Raw genomic sequence first — 18,059 nt, 5'->3', positions numbered from 1 at the left:
AGGCGTGTGGCCCGGCCTGAGGGGCATCGGCAAGGTCGAAGCCGGACGCGGGCGCGGACGTGCCGCGAACGGAGGCACCGAAGGTCGCCCCCCGGCCACCAACAGGGTCCCGGAGCGCGAATCGGCCGGAGTCGGCGGTCGCGGCGGCGGCGACGCCATCCGCCCCGGCTCCGACATCTCCGACCCCTTCCACGCCCTGGACAACGGGGTCAGCTGCGGGCAGAGAAGGCCCTGGCCATCTACAACGGGACCTATCCGTGACGTACACCCTCCTTACTGTCGACTTAATCAGCCCCAAGGCCATGGCTCCCGCGCTCGCAGGATGCCTCGGCATCGCGGTCGGCGATGTGGATGTGGCCGACCCCGACGGCGACCCCGACGTCCGGAATTGGGATGCACTCGTTTCGTGCGAACACCGGGCAGTTTTCGGTGATGTCTCGTGGTCGCTGGACATCTACGCCGACGAGCGGGTCGCCCGACGGACGCCGGAGTCCGATCTTGCCGTGAGGTTCGCGAGAGCCGCAGGGACGACCGTCCTGTTTCCCGCCTCGGAGGCGCCTCCCAGCGCCTTCTGGGTGGCGACGCAGGAGGGTTTGCTCACCCGTGCCCGGCTGGAGCTCTCAGACGGCGAACCTCACCGCTATGCGGTGACCGCTGTCGAAGCACCCGTGGCGCAGCTCCCGCGAGCGACTGTCACGCGCTTCGCCGAGATCGTGCGAGAGCAGCGGCCGCCCACTCCGCTGGTCGATTCCTTCGGGGCCTCGGTGGAGCGGATGAGGGAGTCGGCTTCCGAACCGGCGCGGTCCGCCTTCGACGACAGCACGCGCAGCCCCCTGTGGGCTGCGAGGGACAGTCTGGTTGCATGGGAGAGGGTCATCGTGCAGATGGAGTCCGGTTGGGCGCCCTCGGGTTGGTATCCGGCCGAGCTCTATCGTGAGCGCCTCCAGGCGCGCGATGTGCTCGCGGACATCGGGAGCCTCTTGCCCAGTGAGGTGTCTGTTCTGCTTGACGAGACCTTGGAACGGTTGGACGGACGTTTTGCCGCGGCCACAGAGGACGATGAAATGGGCCTCCTGCGCAAAGAGCTGTCCGTGGACACTTCACTCGACCAGGCGCCGACCGGTTGGTGGTGGCACCGCCGCCCGGCCCCCGTACCGTGGGAGCAGACCTGATTCCTCGACTGTCCCCCGGCCGGCCCGAACGCCTCCGGAGCCCGGCGGGAATCGAGCTCAAGTGACCGACCGGACCGCATCCGTCATGTTGAATCGGCTCCGTGCGGTGGAGTGGGTCGGTGACTGGGACCACGTGCTCGCACGCGTCATGTCCCGGCGCGTTCTCATGCGCGAGTACCTGAGGCGCGCCGCCCTGTGGGCGCAGGAGTATTCGGCCGAAAGCGCCTGGCCCTTCTTCGATGTCTCGGAATACGTGGACCCCGGGTTCCGTCTTTCACCCGAAACGGCAGCGGAACTCGACGCGTACCTGGGCCGTGTGCCGGGTTCGGAGATCCGGGAGACGTGTGCGGGCGCCGTACGCCTGGCAGAAATGCGCGAGCAGAACCCGGCCGCGCTGCCCGACCTGCCGGACCTCTATGAACCGCTGGTCCTGTTCTACGAGCGGGGCGGGGAGTTCGTACGGGACAACGCGGGCGGCCTGGACCTGACCGGGGTGTCCTTCCGTCCGGGAACCCCGCAGGGAAACCTGAGCACTCCGCCCTTCCGGGCGCTCAACGAGACGGTGCTCGATGCTCTGGATGCCAGAGGCCGTGTCTCGTACTACGCCGTCGACGGGCCCCAGGCCCTCCTCGTGCGGCGCCGCGTGGTGCGGGGCGAGCGCCACGACGAGCTGTTCGGCCCGGACCTGCGCTGGGAGCCGACGGACCGCCTCCCGGAGACGGAAGAGGCGATCAAGGGTGCAGGCCTGGTCCCGCTGGACGAGATCGCGGCGGCCGAGCTCATCGGTGACGCGGTGGACCGGGCGTCCCGTTAGCCGGATCGTGCGCCGGCCGAGCTGCGCGGTCGGCGCGAACCGGCTCCGTGGGCAGGCCGGCTGGTGAACAGGGTGCCAAGCCGCTCGCCAGGCGGAGTTGACCTCCGCCTTGCTGCAGCCGGTCCTAGACCCCGGTTCCTCTGCGCCCGGGCGTTCGCCTATTCGTTGGTCAGGGGTGGGAGTCGCTCTGAGGGTGGGGCCGGCGCCGCTACGACTCCTCGTGATGCGCCTGCGTGATGAGGTCCGTGGCGACCTCCAGGGCGGCCAGGCGGGTTTCCTCCGGGTCGCCCTCGACGTGCTGGAGGAACATCATTCCGGCGTGCAGCGTGAACAGGGCGCTGACGCAGCGCACCTGGTCCGTCAGCGGGCCGTCCTCCGTGCGCAGCAGCTCCACCAGGCGGTACAGCCGCTTCTTCACGGTCTCGCCGATGCTCAGCTCGCGCGTCGTGGCCTGGTTCTCCTGCATGAAGCGGTACAGGGCGGCGCCCGCCGCCATCGCCTCGCTGTAGCGGCGCAGCACCTCACGCTTGGTCTCCAGGGTGCGCGGCTGCTGCTCCGCCCACTTGATCAGCTCGTCGATGGGACGCGTGACGTCCTCGAAGAGGCTGATGATGATGTCTTCCTTGGTCTTGAAGTGGTAGTACAGCGCCGCCTTCGTGACCTCCAGCCGCTCCGCGATCTCGCGCAGCGACGTCTTCTCGTACCCCTGCTCGACGAAGAGCTCCAGTGCGATGTCCTGGATGCGCTGGCGCGTGTCGCCACGACGGCGCTGCGGACTGCTGCTGGACATGACTCTCCTCGATTACTTACTTGACGCCCGGCAAGTTACGGGTCTACGGTCCCCAGTGTAGTGAACTAGCCGGTCGGCAAGTAAGTGCCGTTCCGGCAGGTAGTACCCAGGGGAGTGGACAGGAAATGGTGGAGACAAGCAAGCCCGCGGAGACCTCGCAGGAGGTGAAGCCACGCAGCGTGCGGGTCGTCCTCATGGCCCTCATGATCGCAATGTTGCTGGCGATGCTCGACAACATGATCATCGGAACGGCGATGCCCACCATCGTCGGCGAGCTCGGCGGCCTGGCGCACCTGTCCTGGGTGGTGACCGCGTACACCCTGGCCACGGCCGCCTCCACCCCCATCTGGGGCAAGATCGGCGACATGTACGGCCGGAAGGGCTCCTTCCTCACCTCGATCGTCATCTTCCTGATCGGCTCCGCGCTCAGCGGCATGGCCCAGGACATGGGCCAGCTCATCGGCTTCCGCGCGATCCAGGGCCTCGGCGCCGGCGGTCTGATGGTCGGCGTCATGGCGATCATCGGCGACCTGATCCCGCCCCGCGAGCGCGGCAAGTACCAGGGCATGATGGCCGGCGTGATGGCCCTCGCCATGATCGGCGGCCCGCTCGTCGGCGGCACCATCACCGACCACATGGGCTGGCGCTGGTCCTTCTACATCAACCTGCCCCTGGGCGCCGTGGCCCTGGCCATGGTGACCGCCGTACTTCACCTGCCCAAGCAGGCCGAACGGCAGCGCCCGAAGATCGACTACCTCGGCGCCGCACTGCTGACCGTCGCGATCACCTCCACCGTCCTGGTCACCACCTGGGGCGGCACCGAATACGACTGGGCCTCCGCCGAGATCATCGCCCTCGTCATCGTCGGCGTGGTGTCGACCGCCGCGTTCCTCTACGCGGAGACCAAGGCGGCCGAGCCGGTCATGCCGCTGCACATCTTCCGCAGCCGCAACTTCACCCTGATGTCCGTGATCGGCTTCCTGGTCGGTTTCGCCATGTTCGGCGGCGTGCTCTACCTCCCGCTGTTCCAGCAGTCGGTCCAGGGCGCCTCCGCCACCAACTCGGGCCTGCTGCTCCTGCCCATGCTGCTCTCGATGATGCTCGTCTCGCTCATCGCGGGACGCGTCACCACCAACAGCGGCAAGTACAAGATCTTCCCGATCGTCGGCGGCGGGCTCATGGTCGTCGGCATGTTCCTCCTCGCCACCATGGACACCGGCACCACCCGCCTCGTGTCCGGCCTCTACATGGCCGTCCTCGGCGCCGGACTCGGCTTCCTGATGCAGATCACCATGCTGGTCGCGCAGAACAGCGTCGAGATGAAGGACATGGGCGTCGCGTCGTCCTCGGCCACCCTCTTCCGTACGCTCGGCGGCTCCTTCGGCGTGGCCCTGATGGGCTCCCTCTTCACCTCCCGGGTCACGGACGCCATGTCCGAGCGCCTGGGCCCGGAGGCCGCCGGAGCCGCAGGCTCCGCCCAGCTGGACGCGGCGAGCCTGGCGAAGCTGCCGGAGGCCGTGCGCGAGGCCTACCAGCACGCGGTCGCCGCCGGCACGCACTCCGCGTTCCTGCTCGGCGCGGCCGTGGCCGTACTGGGCTTCCTGGCGGCCTGGTTCGTCAAGGAGGTCCCGCTGCGGGGCGCGGGTCCGGCCCCGGCCGACGACAAGTCCGCCCCGGCCGGCGGCAAGTCCGTCCCGGCCGACGGCAAGTCCGTCCCGGCCGACGACAAGTCCGCCCCGGCCGAGGCCAAGTCCGCCTCCGCGGCGCAGGAGTCCCTCGCGCACTGACCCGCGCGGACCCCACCGCACACGATCCCGGCCCCGGGGACGCACGCGTCCACCGGGGCCGGGGTCGTTTTCAGCCACGCCCGTCCGGGAAGGAGAGGTGGGCGATCAAGGACCAAAGTCCCATGAGCCCCATCGGTCCTGTCAGTCCCATTACGGGGAATTTATGGGTGATTTGACTGGAACTCCACTGCGGCGACGGACGTCCTGATCCACGGAACGCTCGCACAGCGGAACGCTCGCACAGCGGATGGGGAGTGGACGGTTCATGGGTTTCTCGGCGTACACGAACAAGAAGGGCGTCCGGGCCGGTGCGGCCGTCGTCGCGTCGGCCGTCGCCGTGGCGGCGACGGTCTGGGGGGTGGCGACCCTCGTGGAACCGGGAAGCGCCGGTGCGGCCTCCCGGCAGAACGCGGCCCAGCCGAACGGAACCGACAAGTCCGGCCACGGCCCGGCGGGTCGGCCGGGGGCGCAGCAGGGGATACCCGAGGGCATAGCCCACTCCTCCGAGAGCGGCGGCAACGCCGTCAACATCACCATCGACGACGGCCCCGACCCCCGCTGGACCCCCCAAGTGCTCGACGTACTGCACAAGTACGACGTCAAGGCGACCTTCTGCATGGTCGGACCCCACGCCAAGGCCCACCCCGACCTCGTCAAGAAGGTGGTCGCGGCCGGCCACCGGCTCTGCGACCACACCATGGCCCACGACACGGCCATGGACAAGAAGCCCGTCGACTACCAGGAGCGGCAGATCCTGGACGCGAAGAAGCTCATAGAAGAGGCCGCGGGGGGCGGCGCGAAGGTCGAGTACTACCGGGCCCCCGGCGGCGCGTTCACCCCCGACAGCCGGCGCATCGCCGCCGCGAACGGGATGCGCCCGCTCGGCTGGAACGTCGACACCAAGGACTTCCAGAAGCCCGGCACGGCCGCCATCGTCGACGCCGTCAAGCGCGAGATCGGCAACGGCCCGACCGTCCTCTTCCACGACGGCGGCGGCAACCGCGCCCAGACCGTCGAGGCCCTCGACCGGGTGCTGGCCTGGCTCAGGGACCAGGGCCGGCCGACCGGCTTCCCGGTCCGCACCGCCCCCGACACCCCGTGAGCCGCCGTCCGCCCGGCCGCCCCTGACACGCCGTCCGCCGCGCGAACGGGTGAGGGTCGACGACGCGGACCCGCCCGCGTTGTTACCTGGTCGGGCACGGACGAACGTACGCCCGACCAGGAGGCTCCTGTGGCCATCGCCCCCGGCAAACTGTCCGACCCCGTGGTCGGCGCCCTCGTCACCGCCGTCAACGCGCACGACAAGGACGCCTTCCTGAAGCTGCTGACGGCCGACGCCACCATGTCCGACGACGGGTCGGACCGCGACCTCCACGACTGGGTCGACCGGGAGATCTTCGACTCCAGGGGGCACATGGACGTCCTGTCCGAGTCCGACGGCGGCCGCGCTCTCGTCATCGACTACCGCAACGACACCTGGGGCGAGATGCGCACCGCCTGGCGCTTCACCATCGCCCCCGGCGGCGGCCGCATCAGCCGCTTCGAAACCGGCCAGGCCTGACCCGCACGGGTCGGGCCCACGGGCCCGACCCACAGCGGCCGGGTCCGCCCGCCCGCTCTACAGGCCCCGCGCCACTTCCAGCACCGCCGCCGTCAGGCGCCCGTTCTCCGGGGCCAGCCCGCCCGGGAAGCCGTAGCGGCGGCGCGTGTACCCGTACGCGATCCCCGTGACCGGGTCGGCGAAGCCCTGCGCGCCCGCCGCACCGCAGTGCCCGAAGGCCTGCGGCCCCACCGCGGGCTGCCGCTCGAAGCCCAGCCCGAAGTGGTCCGTCTCCCCGGTCAGGACCTCCTGGCCCGGCGTGTGCAGCCTCGCGACCTCGGCCGCCGTCTCCGGCTTCAGCAGCGCCGCCCGGGCACCCACCTGGCTGATCGCCGCCGCGTACAGGCCCGCGACGCCGCGCGCCGAGCCGATGCCGCCCGCCGAGGCAGGACCGAGCTCCCGCGTCCGCGGGTGGTTGGCGTGGGCGACCAGGTCCATCGGCGGCTCCCGGTGCCAGTTGAAGGCCACCGCCAGCAGCTCGGGCACCGGTCCGTCCGCCGCCTGCGCCGCGGCCTGCTCGGGCGTCGGCAGCATCTCCAGGACCGGCTTCCAGCGGCCCTCCTCCGAGGCCGGGAGCCCCATGTAGAGGTCCAGCCCGTACGGGGCGCGCACGCGCTCCTCGTACAGCTCCTGTATCGACCTGCCCGTCGCGCGCCGCACGACTTCGCCGGTCAGCGCGCCGATCACGAAGGCGTGGTAGCCGTACGCCGTCCCCGGCTCCCAGTACGGCTTCTGGCCGGCCAGCCGCGCGGCGATCAGCGCGTCGTCCGCGATCTCCTCGTAGTCGAAGCCCCCGTCCACGTTGATCAGCCCCGACTGGTGGCTGATCAGCTGGCGCAGCGTCAGCCGCTCCTTGCCGTCCCCGGTGAACTCCGGCCAGTACGCCGACACCGCCCGGTCCAGCTCCAGCGTGCCGTCCTGCACGAGCAGCGCCACCACCAGGTGCGCGGCACCCTTGGTGATCGAGAAGACCCCGCTCAGCGTGTCCCCGTCGGTGTCCTCGCCGGCCCACAGGTCGACGACGCGCCGGCCCTGGTGGTGGACGGCGAGCTGGGCCTCGGGCGAGTGCGGCTCGGCCGCCGCGAACGCCTCGAACTCCTCCCTCACCCGCTCCCACCCGGCCGCCACCGTGCCGTTCACGCCGACGCCCGCACGCGCTCCCGCTCCCGCGCCCGTGCCCGCGTTCTGGTTCCCGCCCATCGCATCCCCCTCGGATCGGATCGTCGTTCCGCTGCTCCCGAACCGAAGTCGATCATCGGATATTCCGGTGGCAGGGGGGCTCCCGTACGGGTGAAAGGCCGCGCGGCGTCGGTTCCGGCCCGCGGCGGGGCCCGTTGGTCCGGGCATGAAGCGCACCCGCACCGCCGCTCTCGCCCTCGCCACGGCCGCCGCGGCCCTCGCCCCCGTCCTCGTCCAGCAGGCCACCGCCGCCGAGGCGGCGATGTACCTCCAGGACCCGGCGGGCGGAGAGAAGACGATGAAGTCGATGTGGACCGAGGACGAAATGCACAAGTTGGAGGGGCAGTTCCGCTTCCACCCCGGCGTCCGGTACAAGACGGTCACCCGCCCCGGCCACGCGGCCGCGCCGGACCACGAGCGCAAGGTCGGCGACCCCAGGACGCTGGCGTGGGAACCCTCGTACGAGTTCGCCTGGTCGGTGTCGGACTCGACCGTGGTGAAGAAGGCGGTGACGGTCAAGGAGGGCGAGCACCCGATCGCCGTGCACGCCGTCCTGCGCCGCGCGGACCGGTCCGCGGTGGCGGAAGTGCGCAAGGAGCTGACCGGGAAGCCGGCGACGGGGCGCGAGAAGGTCGCGGGCGGCAAGCGGATCGCCTGCGACACCGGCGAGTACACGGTGGAATGGTCGGTCACGCGCTCGGGCTACGGGACGCTCCACGGCTCCCTGCGCTGGAACTCCAGCTGCGAGCAGTACCGGACGGCGTTCTCCCAGGACCACGGGAAGCAGCGCTGAGGCTTCCGCCGGGGCCGGCCGCCCCGCGCACCTCGTGAGTGCTCGGCGGGCGACTGGGCCGCGGCCCCGGATCGAGGGCCGTAGTGGCCATGGTGCCGCACGGGGTGGTCTGCGGCCCGGGTCGAAGGTCCCGTGTCGTGGGGGACTTCAGTGCGAACTTCAGTGCTTCTTGGAGGCCTGGGAGGCCTGTGCGGCGATGTCCTCCAGGACGCCCTTGGGGCTGCCGGTCGGTTCCACGGCGCGTCCGATGTTGCGCTTGATGGTGTCGCTGACCGTCACCCAGGACGGGTCGTTGACCGGGTAGAGCTGGGCGCCGCGCAGCGCGTTGAGGAACTGCTGGTCGTTCTTGTCGAGTCCGCCGCCCGCCGGGGTGCGCGAGGCGGTCACGGTGGAAGGCAGCAGGTGGTAGCGGCTGGCGAAGTCCGACAGGTTCTTGTCCTGGTAGACGAAGTCCAGGAACTTGCCGATCTCCGCGCGCTTCCCGTTCTGCTTGAAGGCCATCATCCAGTCGGCCACGCCGACGGTCGGCGGGGTCTCGCCGGTGCCGAGGTCGTCCGAGACGGGCATGGTGGTGGTGACGACGTTGATGCCCTTGGCGCGCGCCTCGTGGGCGAGCGAGGGATAGCCGTTGAGCATGCCGACCTCGCCGCGCGTGAAGGCGGAGAAGGCATCGGCGCGGTTCAGCCGGGACGGTGCCGTGGCGCCCGTGTAGCCGGTCGCGACCATGTTCTCCTTGACCCATTCCCAGGTCTTGATGTTCTGGTCGGAGGCCAGGCTGTAGTTGCCGCTGCTGTCGGCGTAGCCGCCGCCGTTGCTGAGTTCCCAGATCAGCGCCTCGGCGTGCGCCTCCTCGGGCCCCAGCGGCAGGGCGTACGGGTACTTCACGCCCTTGTCCTTGAGCGCCTTGGCGGCGGCCTTGAGGTCGGACCAGGTCTTGGGGGCCTCCTTGACGCCGGCCTTGGTGAACAGGGCCTCGTTGTAGAAGAGCAGGCGGCTGCTCGCGACGAAGGGCAGGCCGTAGAGGGTGTTGCCCACCGAGCCGGCGTCGGCCAGCGGCTGGAGGAAATTCGCCTCGGCGGTGACCGAGAGGAGTTCGTCCGCGGGATAGAGCTGCCCCTGGGCGGCGAAGTCCGAGTACGAGCCCATGAGCGCCATGTCCGGCGCCTTGCCGGCCTTGACCATGCGGGAGACCTCGCGGTCGATGTCGGCCCACGGCAGGAGCTGGACCTCGACCTTGATTCCCGGATTCTCCTCGGTGAAATCAGCCGTCACCTTGTCCCAGAAGGGCTTGGAACTGGTGGCCGGACTGTCGCCGTATTCGGCGACGACCAGTTGCAGCGTGCCTCCGTCACCTGCGTCGTCTCCGGAACCGCCACATCCGGCCAGCGGTATCAGCAGGCCGAGTACGGTCGCGGTGGTGGTCGTGCCGAAAATTCTCCGTCGCACGGGTGTATTCCCCTGAATTTCTTTTGCGTCTCGTTATTACTTATGGGTTGCTCCGAGCCGGGTGATCCCTCGATGGCCCGTTGGCCGGAATTCTCTCCTGTGTGAGGGGTGGTTTTTCCATTGGGGTCGCACTTGTGGTGAATGCTCCAACCGGCGCTTTTCCGGCTGGTGTTTTCCGATATGCGATCGGGAAAGTAGACGCGCGTAGACATGCCGAAAAGCCCGTTTCCCCTCGGGAAACGGGCCGGCAGGCGGGTGGTGGCGGGACCGGTCGGTCAGTCGGTGAATTCGCCCGCGTACGGGTCGGGCTCGCCCGTCTCCGGGTTGCGGCCCTCCTGCCAACGGCGCTGCGCCTTGCGCCAGTGCACGAAGCTCAGGTGCCCGCCGTCCCAGAAGGTGATGCTGACCGGGCTCACGTCGAACTCGTCGGAGCAGAGCAGGTAGAGGAACTCGGCCATGCCGTACGGGTACACGGCGAAGGAGTCGGCGGTGTGCCGGCCGCACACCAGCACCGGCCAGCGGTCCGGATCGGGGTCGGAGGTCAGCCAGCACAGGATGTCCGAGCCGCCCGTGACGCCCCAGGCGATGATCGCCTCCGGGTCCACGTCGAAGGCCGAACGACCGCCCTCCGCCACCCACATCTGCCGGGCGTTCTCCGTCTCCTCGGCCATCTCGGCCGGATCCCACTGCAGCCCGGGCTTGGGCATCGGCAGCAGGATGCTCGCCTCGCCGTTGATGGAGCCGGCGCCGAACCGGCCCATGAACGCGATGAAGTCCGCCGGGAAACGGGTTCCCCACGCCGTCTCGGCCGCGGGCCAGTCGACGTCCTCGTCGGCGCCGTGCGTCGCCGGCATGATCTGCTCCAGCGCCTTGATCCGCGCGTTCTCCGTCATGCCGCTCCCCTGTTGCCCCAGCTCAACCGCCCCAACCTACTGCCGGCGGCGAGCTCCTCCTAGGCGGTGTCCACTTCCAGCGTGGTCCCGGCCGCCAGACCCCAGCCGGCCATGGCGCCCGCCGACGCCTCCAGGACGTGCCGGGCGCGCAGCCGGGGCAGTCCGAGCCGCCCGGGAGCCATGGTGACCACGTCGAGCACGCGCAGGTTCCGGTCCAGGTACGCCACGTCGATCGCGAACCGCATCCGGAAGGTGTGCACGCTCGCCGCGGGGGTCAGCAGCATCGCCCCGTCGATCCCGTCCCGGCCGAGCAGCCCGCGCGTCCTCGCCCGGTAGGAGGCGGCGACCTCCAGCGGGATCGGTGCGGGGTCGGAGCCGACCCGCAACGCGGCGGGACCGTCATGCCAGTGCGCCATGGCGGCCACCCTAGGGGACCGCCTACCTTCACCGGATGGGTGTGGTCGTGATCGTTCTCGCCGCCGGGTACGGCGTGGCCGCCGGGCTGCTGCTGCCGCGCGCCGCCTACCGGCTGTCCGTGGACCCCGGGGACCCCTGGCGGGAGAGCTGCCCGCAGGGGCACCGGCTGCGCGGCTGGCTCGGCCCGGCCCGCTGCCGCCCGCCCCGGACGGAACCCGCCGGGCCGGGGCCGGCGCACGCGTACGGGCCGCGGACCCCGCTCCCGGCCGTCCTCACCGGAGCGGTCTGCGCCCTGATCGCGGCGGCCGTCGGGGTACGGCCCGAGGCGGCGGCGTACGCGGGGCTGGCCCCGCTCCTCGTCCTGCTCGCCCTCGTCGACCGGGCCGTGCACCGGCTGCCCGACGTACTGACCCTGCCGCTCGCGGCGGGGGCGGCCGCGCTGCTCGGGATCGCCGCCCTGCTGCCCGGCTCGGCCGGGTCCTGGCGGCTCGCCCTGCTCGGCGGGGGCGCGCTCGGGGCGGCGTACCTGGTGCTCCATCTGATCAACCCCGCCGGCATGGGCTTCGGCGACGTCAAGCTGGCGCTCTCGCTGGGGGTCGCTCTTGGGTGGTACGGGTGGGGGGTATGGGCGTGGGGGGCCTTCCTGGGCCTCCTCTACGGTGCGCTGTACGGCCTGACGCTGCTCCTGCGCGGCTCCGCGACCCGTGACCAGGGCTTCGCCTTCGGCCCCTTCATGGCGGCCGGCGCACTCACCGGAGTGCTGCTGGGTGGTTTCGGAGCGTAATCGTGGCGCGCCGATGCACGCAGCATGCTTTACGAAGGGTTATGGTGGAACCCCCCCTCGGGCCGGTCCGTATCCCCCCCACGGACCGGCCCGTTTTTTGTTCACCCGTTCCCGGCGCGGGTGTTGGGGCGAAAATGCAGGTCAGCCGCGCTGGGCCCAGATGTTCGTGCCGGGAGTGGACACCGCGAAGGAGTCGATCTCCTTCAGCTCCTCCTCGGAGAGCGGCGCGCCGGCCAGGGCGGCCACGTTCTGCTCCAGCTGCCGGACGCTCGACGCGCCGATCAGGGCCGAGGTCATCCGCTCGTCGCGCAGCACCCACGTGAGCGCGAGCTGGGCCAGGGACTGGCCGCGGTGGGAGGCGATCTCGTTCAGCCCGGCCAGTCGGCGCAGCACGTCGTCCGAGAGCAGGTCGGGGTTGAGCGACTTGCCCTGGGCGGCGCGGGAGTCGGCCGGGATCCCCTTGAGGTACTTGTCGGTCAGCAGGCCCTGCGCGAGCGGCGCGAAGGAGATGCACCCCATGCCGGCGTCCTCCAGGGCGTCCAGCAGGCCGTCCTCCTCCGTCCAGCGGTTGATCATGGAGTAGGAGGGCTGGTGGATGAGCGGGCGCACGCCCATCCCGCGCAGGATCCGCACGGCCTCGGCCGTCTGCTCGGCCGTGTAGGAGGAGACGCCGACGTAGAGCGCCTTGCCCTGCTGGACCGCGGACGCGAGGGCGCCCATGGTCTCCTCCAGCGGGGTCTGCGGGTCGAAGCGGTGCGAGTAGAAGATGTCGACGTAGTCCACGCCCATCCGCTTCAGCGAGGCGTCGAGCGAGCTGAGCAGGTACTTGCGGCTGCCCCACTCGCCGTACGGCCCGGGGTGCATCAGGTAGCCGGCCTTGGTCGAGAGGATCAGCTCGTCGCGGTAGGACGCGAAGTCCTGCGCAAAGATCTTGCCGAAATTCAGCTCGGCCGAGCCGGGCGGCGGTCCGTAGTTGTTCGCGAGGTCGAAGTGGGTGACGCCGAGGTCGAAGGCGCGGCGCAGGATCGCCCGCTGGGACTCCAGAGACCTGTCGTCACCGAAGTTGTGCCAGAGGCCGAGGGAGATGGCGGGGAGCTTGAGGCCGCTGTGGCCGGTGCGCCGGTACTCCATGGAGTCGTAGCGCGAGGGCTCTGCCCGATAGGGATTGGTATCAGTCACGTTGTCCTCCCTATCACGGAGTTGTGACAGACCGAGTTGGGTACCCGATCCCACCGCGCAGTAATGTGGCGGACTCGGGGGAGGGACCGCATTTCGCACGGGGGCAAGGCACGGAGGGGCTGGAAGATCGTGAAGCTGCGCGACCTGGTGTACAGGCTTTACGCACGCCGGGTGGAAGGCCGCCTCGACCATGATGCGGCGCCCAAGCACATCGGCGTCATCCTGGACGGGAACCGCCGCTGGGCTAAGGCGTCCGGAGGTACGACGGAGCAGGGCCACCAGGCCGGAGCCGACAAGATCTCCGAGATGCTCGGCTGGTGCACGGAGACGGACGTCGAGGTCGTCACCCTGTGGATGCTCTCCACGGACAACCTGGACCGGCCCGAGGTCGAGCTCCGCCCGCTGCTCAACATCATCGAGAACACCGTGCGGGGCCTCGCCGCGGACGGCCGCTGGCGCGTCCACCACGTCGGCAACCTGGACATCCTGCCCGCGGGGACGCAGACGGTCCTCAAGGAGGCCGAGCAGGCCACCCACGACGTCGACGGGATACTCGTCAACGTCGCCGTCGGCTACGGCGGCCGCCAGGAGATCGCCGACGCCGTGCGCTCGCTGCTGCTGGAGCACGCGCGGAAGGGCACCTCCTTCGAGGAGCTCGCCGAGATCCTCGACATCGACCACATCGCCGAGCACCTCTACACGCGCGGCCAGCCCGACCCGGACCTCGTGATCCGCACCAGCGGCGAGCAGCGGCTGTCCGGATTCATGCTGTGGCAGAGCGCGCACTCCGAGTACTACTTCTGCGAGGTCTTCTGGCCGGCCTTCCGCAAGGTCGACTTCCTCCGCGCCCTGCGCGACTACGCGGCCCGCCACCGGCGCTACGGCACCTGACGCCGGGTAGGGGGTTCCGGCCGTCCTGGTGCCCCCTCAGCCCCGTCCTCCCCTCCCCTCGAAGCCTTCACCAGGGATTCACCGAGCGTCCGTCATATGCCATGGCATGGCCTGGCCTGATCGGGGAATATCCCTTTCAGGTCGATGCCCGATCCACGGGTGTCGAGTCTCAGCGGACGGCATGGGGTCGTCCGCCCGGGAGGCCCTTTGCACCAGGACGCACGTGCGGTTCGCACGGACGCAGTGGAGGGCCGGAAATCGGCCCTGGCATGGGTGCCGATGACCGGTCCGGTCTTCATGGCCCGACCTCTTCCGAGGGGGTACGTCCTTCCGTGGTGACCAGCACAAAGCGCCGCCTGCCCGACAGGCGGACCTACGTCCTCGACACCAGCGTCCTGCTGGCAGACCCCAACGCGATCTCCCGCTTCGACGAGCACGAGGTCGTGCTCCCGATCGTGGTGATCACCGAGCTGGAGGCAAAGAGGCACCATCCCGAACTCGGCTACTTCGCGCGCCAGGCCCTGCGCCTGCTCGACGACTTCCGGGTTCGCAACGGTCGCCTGGACGCACCCATCCCATTGGGCGATCTGGGCGGCACCCTGCGCGTCGAGCTCAACCACTCCGACCCGGGCGTCCTGCCCGCCGGCTTCCGACTGGGGGACAACGACTCGCGGATCCTCGCCGTCGCCCGCAACCTCCAGGCCGAGGGCTACGACGTCACGGTCGTCTCGAAGGACCTCCCCCTGCGCATCAAGGCCTCCTCCGTGGGCCTGATCGCGGAGGAGTACCGCGCCGAACTCGCCATCACCGACGGCGGCTGGACCGGCATGAGCGAGATCGGCCTCTCCGGGGAGCAGGTCGACCTCCTCTACTCGGAGGAGCGGCTCTACGTACCGGAGGCCGCGGAAATGCCCGTGCACACCGGGCTGGTCCTGCAGTCCGAGCGCGGCAAGGCCCTGGGCCGGGTCACGGCGGACGGCAACGTCAAGCTCGTACGGGGCGACCGCGACGCCTTCGGGCTGCACGGGCGCAGCGCCGAGCAGCGCATCGCGCTGGACCTCCTCCTCGACCCCGAGATCGGGATCATCTCGATGGGAGGCCGGGCCGGCACCGGCAAGTCGGCGCTGGCGCTCTGTGCCGGCCTGGAGGCCGTGCTGGAGCGCAGGCAGCACCAGAAGGTGATGGTCTTCCGGCCGCTGTACGCGGTGGGCGGCCAGGACCTCGGCTACCTGCCCGGTGACGCCTCCGAGAAGATGAGCCCCTGGGCGCAGGCGGTCTTCGACACGCTCTCGTCGGTCGCCGGCCGCGAGGTCATCGAGGAGGTGCTGAACCGCGGGATGCTGGAGGTCCTGCCGCTCACGCACATCCGCGGCCGCTCCCTCCACGACGCCTTCGTGATCGTGGACGAGGCGCAGTCGCTGGAGCGGAACGTCCTGTTGACCGTTCTGTCCCGGATCGGGGCCAATTCGCGGGTCGTTCTGACCCACGACGTCGCCCAGCGGGACAACCTGCGGGTCGGCCGGTACGACGGAGTGGTCGCCGTGGTCGAGAAGCTGAAGGGGCATCCGCTCTTCGCGCACATCACGTTGACGCGATCCGAGCGCTCCCCGATCGCCGCTCTGGTCACCGAGATGCTGGAGACCCTCTGACACGGGTGAGCCCGGCGAGGCCGCGCACCCGGAGGCCGAAACGGTCAAAAACCTCATAGTGGGAAGGTGAGTTGGCGCCGCCCGGCAAAGGCCCGAGAGCCTAGCCGGGCGGCGCCGTGCTGCACAGTCCTTTGATGAAATCGACGACGACATGCCAGGTGTGACCTTTCACACGCAGGGGGGAATTGCCTTGCGGTGTCGAGGTCCGGCAGAGTCTGGTTTCCGTCAGGCCCCGCATACGGCACACCTGTATCTCCCGTGAGGTACGCGCAGCACCACAACTCCACAGCCGATGGCCGTATGCCGCCCGAGTTTCACGCGGCAGCCCCCGCAGGGGAGTTGCCCACGGGCCCGCGCCTCCAGTGACCGTCGAACCACGGAGGCCAGAGTCGAGGGCACTTTTGCGCCCGCGCGGTCACTGCGGACGCTGCTGGAAGGACACCGTGTGAGCCGGATCTCGGTCCGGGGGTTCGCAGTGGCTTCGGCCACCGCGGTCACCACCGTCGGCGCAGTCGTGGGCGTTGCCACCGGCGACCCCACGAACGATCTCGAGACGACCGCGTCCGGGGCGACCCTCCTCGCAGACATCCCGGTCGGCGACCAGGCGCAGGTCCAGAGCGCGTCCCTGACGCAGCAGGCCGACACCATCGCGCACGCCGCCGACGCCGACGCCAAGCGCTCGGCCGAGGAGGCCGCCCGCCTGCAGGCCGCCGAGGACGCCAAGAGCAAGAAGGCCGAGGCGCAGAAGGCCGCTGACGAGAAGGCGAAGAAGGAACGCGAGGAGAAGGAGGTCGCCAGCCGGTCCGCCGCCCGCGACGCCGGTGACTTCGCAGTCCAGAGCTCCTACACGGTCGCTCAGGTCAAGGCCATCGCCCAGCAGATGGTCCCGGCCGGGCAGTTCCAGTGCTTCTCGAAGATCATCAACCAGGAATCCACCTGGAACTACCTGGCCGTGAACAAGTCCTCCGGGGCCTACGGCCTGGTCCAGGCGCTGCCCGGTTCGAAGATGGCCTCGGCCGGCGCGGACTGGCGCACCAACCCCGCCACGCAGATCAAGTGGGGCCTGAACTACATGGAAGACCGCTACGGCAGCCCCTGCGCCGCGTGGACCTTCCACCAGGCCAACGGCTGGTACTGACGGCCGCCGCCGCACCGCGGCGCCACCGCTCGACCCCGAGGAGCCCCGCACCGTCGTACGGTGCGGGGCTCCTCGCGTGTACGGTCGTCGGGGTGTGCCCGTAGACGGGGGGCGGGGGAAGGAAGCGACATGGCGAAGAGGGAAGGCTGGCTCGGCCGGCTGGGCAACAGGCTGACCGAGATGGAGGCGCGGCTCAACGCGCGGCGCGCCGAGGTCGAGGCCGAGACCGGAGGCGAACTGCCGGAGCCGGCACGGCAGGCCGCGGCGGACCCGGCGGCTCCCGCGCGGCCGGACGCCCCGGCGGAGGCGTCCGCGGTCCGGACGGCCGCCCCCGAGCGCTACCAGCGGCCCGAGCGGCCCGATCCGGCGAGCGTGGTCCCGTGGGGCATGCGCGTCGCCGCCGAGGCCAGCTGGCGGCTGCTGCTGCTCGCCGGGATGCTCTGGGTGCTGATGAAGGTGATCAGCGAAGTCCGCCTGGTCGTCCTCGCCTTCGCGGCCGCCATGCTCGTCACCGCGATGCTCCAGCCCTTCGTCGTCCGGCTGCGCAGACTCGGTCTGCCGCGCGGCCTGGCCACGGCCGTCACGGCGGTCCTCGGCTTCGTCGTCATCGGGCTCGTCGGCTGGTTCGTGGTCTGGCAGGTCATGGAGAACCTCGACGACCTCTCCGACCGGGTCCGCGACGGCATCAACGAGCTCAAACTCTGGGCACTGGACAGTCCGTTCCACGTGACCGAGAAGCAGATCAACGACATCGCGAAGAACCTCAGCGAGACCATCGGCACCAACACCGAGCAGATCACCACCGCCGGACTCCAGGGTGTGACGGTCCTCGTCGAGATCCTCACGGGCATGCTGCTCGCGATGTTCTCGACGCTCTTCCTGCTCTACGACGGCAAGCGCATCTGGAACTGGGCGCTCGGCCTGGTCCCGGCGGCGGCCCGCACCGGTGTCGCCGGCGCCGGTCCGCGCGCCTGGCGCACGCTGACCGCGTACGTGCGCGGCACGGTCATCGTCGCGCTCATCGACGCCATCTTCATCGGCCTCGGGCTCTACTTCCTGGACGTGCCGATGGCGGTGCCGCTGGCCGTCTTCATCTTCCTGTTCGCCTTCATCCCGCTGGTCGGCGCGGTGATCTCGGGCGCCCTCGCGGTGGTCGTGGCCCTCGTGACGCAGGGGGTGTTCACCGCCCTGATGGCGCTGCTGGTGGTCCTGGCGGTGCAGCAGATCGAGGGGCACGTGCTCCAGCCCTTCATCCTCGGCCGGGCAGTACGGGTCCACCCGCTCGCGGTGGTGCTCGCGGTGGCCGCCGGCGGGATGATCGCGGGCATCGGCGGAGCGGTGGTGGCCGTTCCGCTGGTGGCCGTCACGAACACGGTGGTGGGATACCTGAGGGCGTACTCGCGGGAACAGCACCACCTCGGGACCGGGATGATCGGCCCGGCCCCGCACGGCTCGACGGCGCTGGGCGTCATGCCCGACGACGACGAGGGCCACAGCAGGCCCTAGGCCCGGGGGGCCGGGCCGGAC

The 18,059-nt window shown here is 70.3% G+C and carries 17 protein-coding genes; 11 read left to right on the top strand and 6 right to left on the bottom strand.

What is annotated here, in order from left to right:
- Positions 1-257: 257 nt before the first annotated feature.
- Both OHA91_RS14445 and OHA91_RS14440 read left to right on the top strand, forming a co-directional pair.
- Positions 258-1,172, top strand: coding sequence for a hypothetical protein (locus OHA91_RS14445; RefSeq protein ID WP_328739323.1), 915 nt, complete (start codon positions 258-260; stop codon positions 1,170-1,172).
- Positions 1,173-1,257: 85 nt separating this feature from the next.
- On the top strand, positions 1,258-1,986 hold the full coding sequence (locus OHA91_RS14440; protein ID WP_328739322.1) for a hypothetical protein: 729 nt from the start codon (positions 1,258-1,260) through the stop codon (positions 1,984-1,986).
- Between the two features lie 208 nt (positions 1,987-2,194).
- Here OHA91_RS14440 and OHA91_RS14435 read toward each other — a convergent pair whose 3' ends face one another.
- On the bottom strand, positions 2,195-2,776 hold the full coding sequence (locus tag OHA91_RS14435; protein ID WP_030829799.1) for a TetR/AcrR family transcriptional regulator: 582 nt from the start codon (positions 2,774-2,776) through the stop codon (positions 2,195-2,197).
- Positions 2,777-2,901: 125 nt separating this feature from the next.
- Between OHA91_RS14435 and OHA91_RS14430 the strand changes: the two genes are divergently transcribed.
- The 3 genes from OHA91_RS14430 to OHA91_RS14420 all read left to right on the top strand — a co-directional run bounded on the left by OHA91_RS14430 (position 2,902) and on the right by OHA91_RS14420 (position 6,124).
- The gene (locus tag OHA91_RS14430) at positions 2,902-4,563 is read left to right on the top strand and encodes a DHA2 family efflux MFS transporter permease subunit (protein ID WP_328739321.1); all 1,662 of its coding nucleotides are present in this window, start codon (positions 2,902-2,904) and stop codon (positions 4,561-4,563) included.
- Positions 4,564-4,828: 265 nt separating this feature from the next.
- Positions 4,829-5,665 carry a polysaccharide deacetylase family protein gene (locus tag OHA91_RS14425; protein ID WP_328739320.1) on the top strand — a complete coding sequence of 279 codons (837 nt, stop codon included), beginning with the start codon at positions 4,829-4,831 and terminating at the stop codon, positions 5,663-5,665.
- Between the two features lie 129 nt (positions 5,666-5,794).
- The gene (locus OHA91_RS14420; RefSeq protein WP_030850475.1) at positions 5,795-6,124 is read left to right on the top strand and encodes a hypothetical protein; all 330 of its coding nucleotides are present in this window, start codon (positions 5,795-5,797) and stop codon (positions 6,122-6,124) included.
- A gap of 57 nt (positions 6,125-6,181) precedes the next feature.
- Here OHA91_RS14420 and OHA91_RS14415 read toward each other — a convergent pair whose 3' ends face one another.
- A complete protein-coding gene (locus OHA91_RS14415) occupies positions 6,182-7,363 on the bottom strand; it encodes a serine hydrolase domain-containing protein (RefSeq protein WP_051893316.1) in 1,182 nt (393 codons plus the stop codon).
- A 145-nt stretch (positions 7,364-7,508) separates the two neighbouring features.
- Between OHA91_RS14415 and OHA91_RS14410 the strand changes: the two genes are divergently transcribed.
- Positions 7,509-8,135 carry a hypothetical protein gene (locus OHA91_RS14410; protein WP_328739319.1) on the top strand — a complete coding sequence of 209 codons (627 nt, stop codon included), beginning with the start codon at positions 7,509-7,511 and terminating at the stop codon, positions 8,133-8,135.
- Positions 8,136-8,294: 159 nt separating this feature from the next.
- On the opposite strand, the gene OHA91_RS14405 is transcribed toward OHA91_RS14410, so the two are convergent.
- The 3 genes from OHA91_RS14405 to OHA91_RS14395 all read right to left on the bottom strand — a co-directional run bounded on the left by OHA91_RS14405 (position 8,295) and on the right by OHA91_RS14395 (position 10,890).
- On the bottom strand, positions 8,295-9,581 hold the full coding sequence (locus tag OHA91_RS14405) for an extracellular solute-binding protein (protein WP_328739318.1): 1,287 nt from the start codon (positions 9,579-9,581) through the stop codon (positions 8,295-8,297).
- Between the two features lie 275 nt (positions 9,582-9,856).
- On the bottom strand, positions 9,857-10,474 hold the full coding sequence (locus OHA91_RS14400; protein WP_031153317.1) for an SMI1/KNR4 family protein: 618 nt from the start codon (positions 10,472-10,474) through the stop codon (positions 9,857-9,859).
- A 59-nt stretch (positions 10,475-10,533) separates the two neighbouring features.
- Entirely contained in the window at positions 10,534-10,890 is a 357-nt protein-coding gene (locus OHA91_RS14395) for a DUF192 domain-containing protein (protein ID WP_031153314.1), read from the bottom strand.
- A 35-nt stretch (positions 10,891-10,925) separates the two neighbouring features.
- Here OHA91_RS14395 and OHA91_RS14390 point away from each other — a divergent pair, with 35 nt between their 5' ends.
- Complete coding sequence (locus OHA91_RS14390) at positions 10,926-11,675, top strand: A24 family peptidase (protein WP_328739317.1); 750 nt, start codon at positions 10,926-10,928, stop codon at positions 11,673-11,675.
- Positions 11,676-11,816: 141 nt separating this feature from the next.
- Here OHA91_RS14390 and mgrA read toward each other — a convergent pair whose 3' ends face one another.
- On the bottom strand, positions 11,817-12,854 hold the full coding sequence (gene mgrA / locus OHA91_RS14385) for an L-glyceraldehyde 3-phosphate reductase (RefSeq protein ID WP_328739316.1): 1,038 nt from the start codon (positions 12,852-12,854) through the stop codon (positions 11,817-11,819).
- Positions 12,855-12,983: 129 nt separating this feature from the next.
- Between mgrA and OHA91_RS14380 the strand changes: the two genes are divergently transcribed.
- The 4 genes from OHA91_RS14380 (at position 12,984) to OHA91_RS14365 (ending at position 18,038) form a co-directional block, all read left to right on the top strand.
- Complete coding sequence (locus OHA91_RS14380; RefSeq protein ID WP_030850457.1) at positions 12,984-13,745, top strand: isoprenyl transferase; 762 nt, start codon at positions 12,984-12,986, stop codon at positions 13,743-13,745.
- 332 nt (positions 13,746-14,077) lie between these two features.
- A complete protein-coding gene (locus OHA91_RS14375; protein ID WP_031153308.1) occupies positions 14,078-15,394 on the top strand; it encodes a PhoH family protein in 1,317 nt (438 codons plus the stop codon).
- A gap of 445 nt (positions 15,395-15,839) precedes the next feature.
- Positions 15,840-16,532 (top strand): aggregation-promoting factor C-terminal-like domain-containing protein, encoded by a 693-nt coding sequence (locus OHA91_RS14370; protein ID WP_031153306.1) that lies wholly within the window; start codon positions 15,840-15,842, stop codon positions 16,530-16,532.
- Between the two features lie 129 nt (positions 16,533-16,661).
- Entirely contained in the window at positions 16,662-18,038 is a 1,377-nt protein-coding gene (locus OHA91_RS14365; protein WP_031153304.1) for an AI-2E family transporter, read from the top strand.
- The last annotated feature ends 21 nt before the right edge of the window (positions 18,039-18,059 follow it).

This window comes from Streptomyces erythrochromogenes (assembly GCF_036170895.1).
Taxonomy (GTDB): Bacteria; Actinomycetota; Actinomycetes; order Streptomycetales; family Streptomycetaceae; genus Streptomyces; species Streptomyces erythrochromogenes.
The sequence above is the reverse complement of the archived record's forward strand: the minus strand, read 5'-3'. Positions and strand labels throughout refer to the sequence as shown.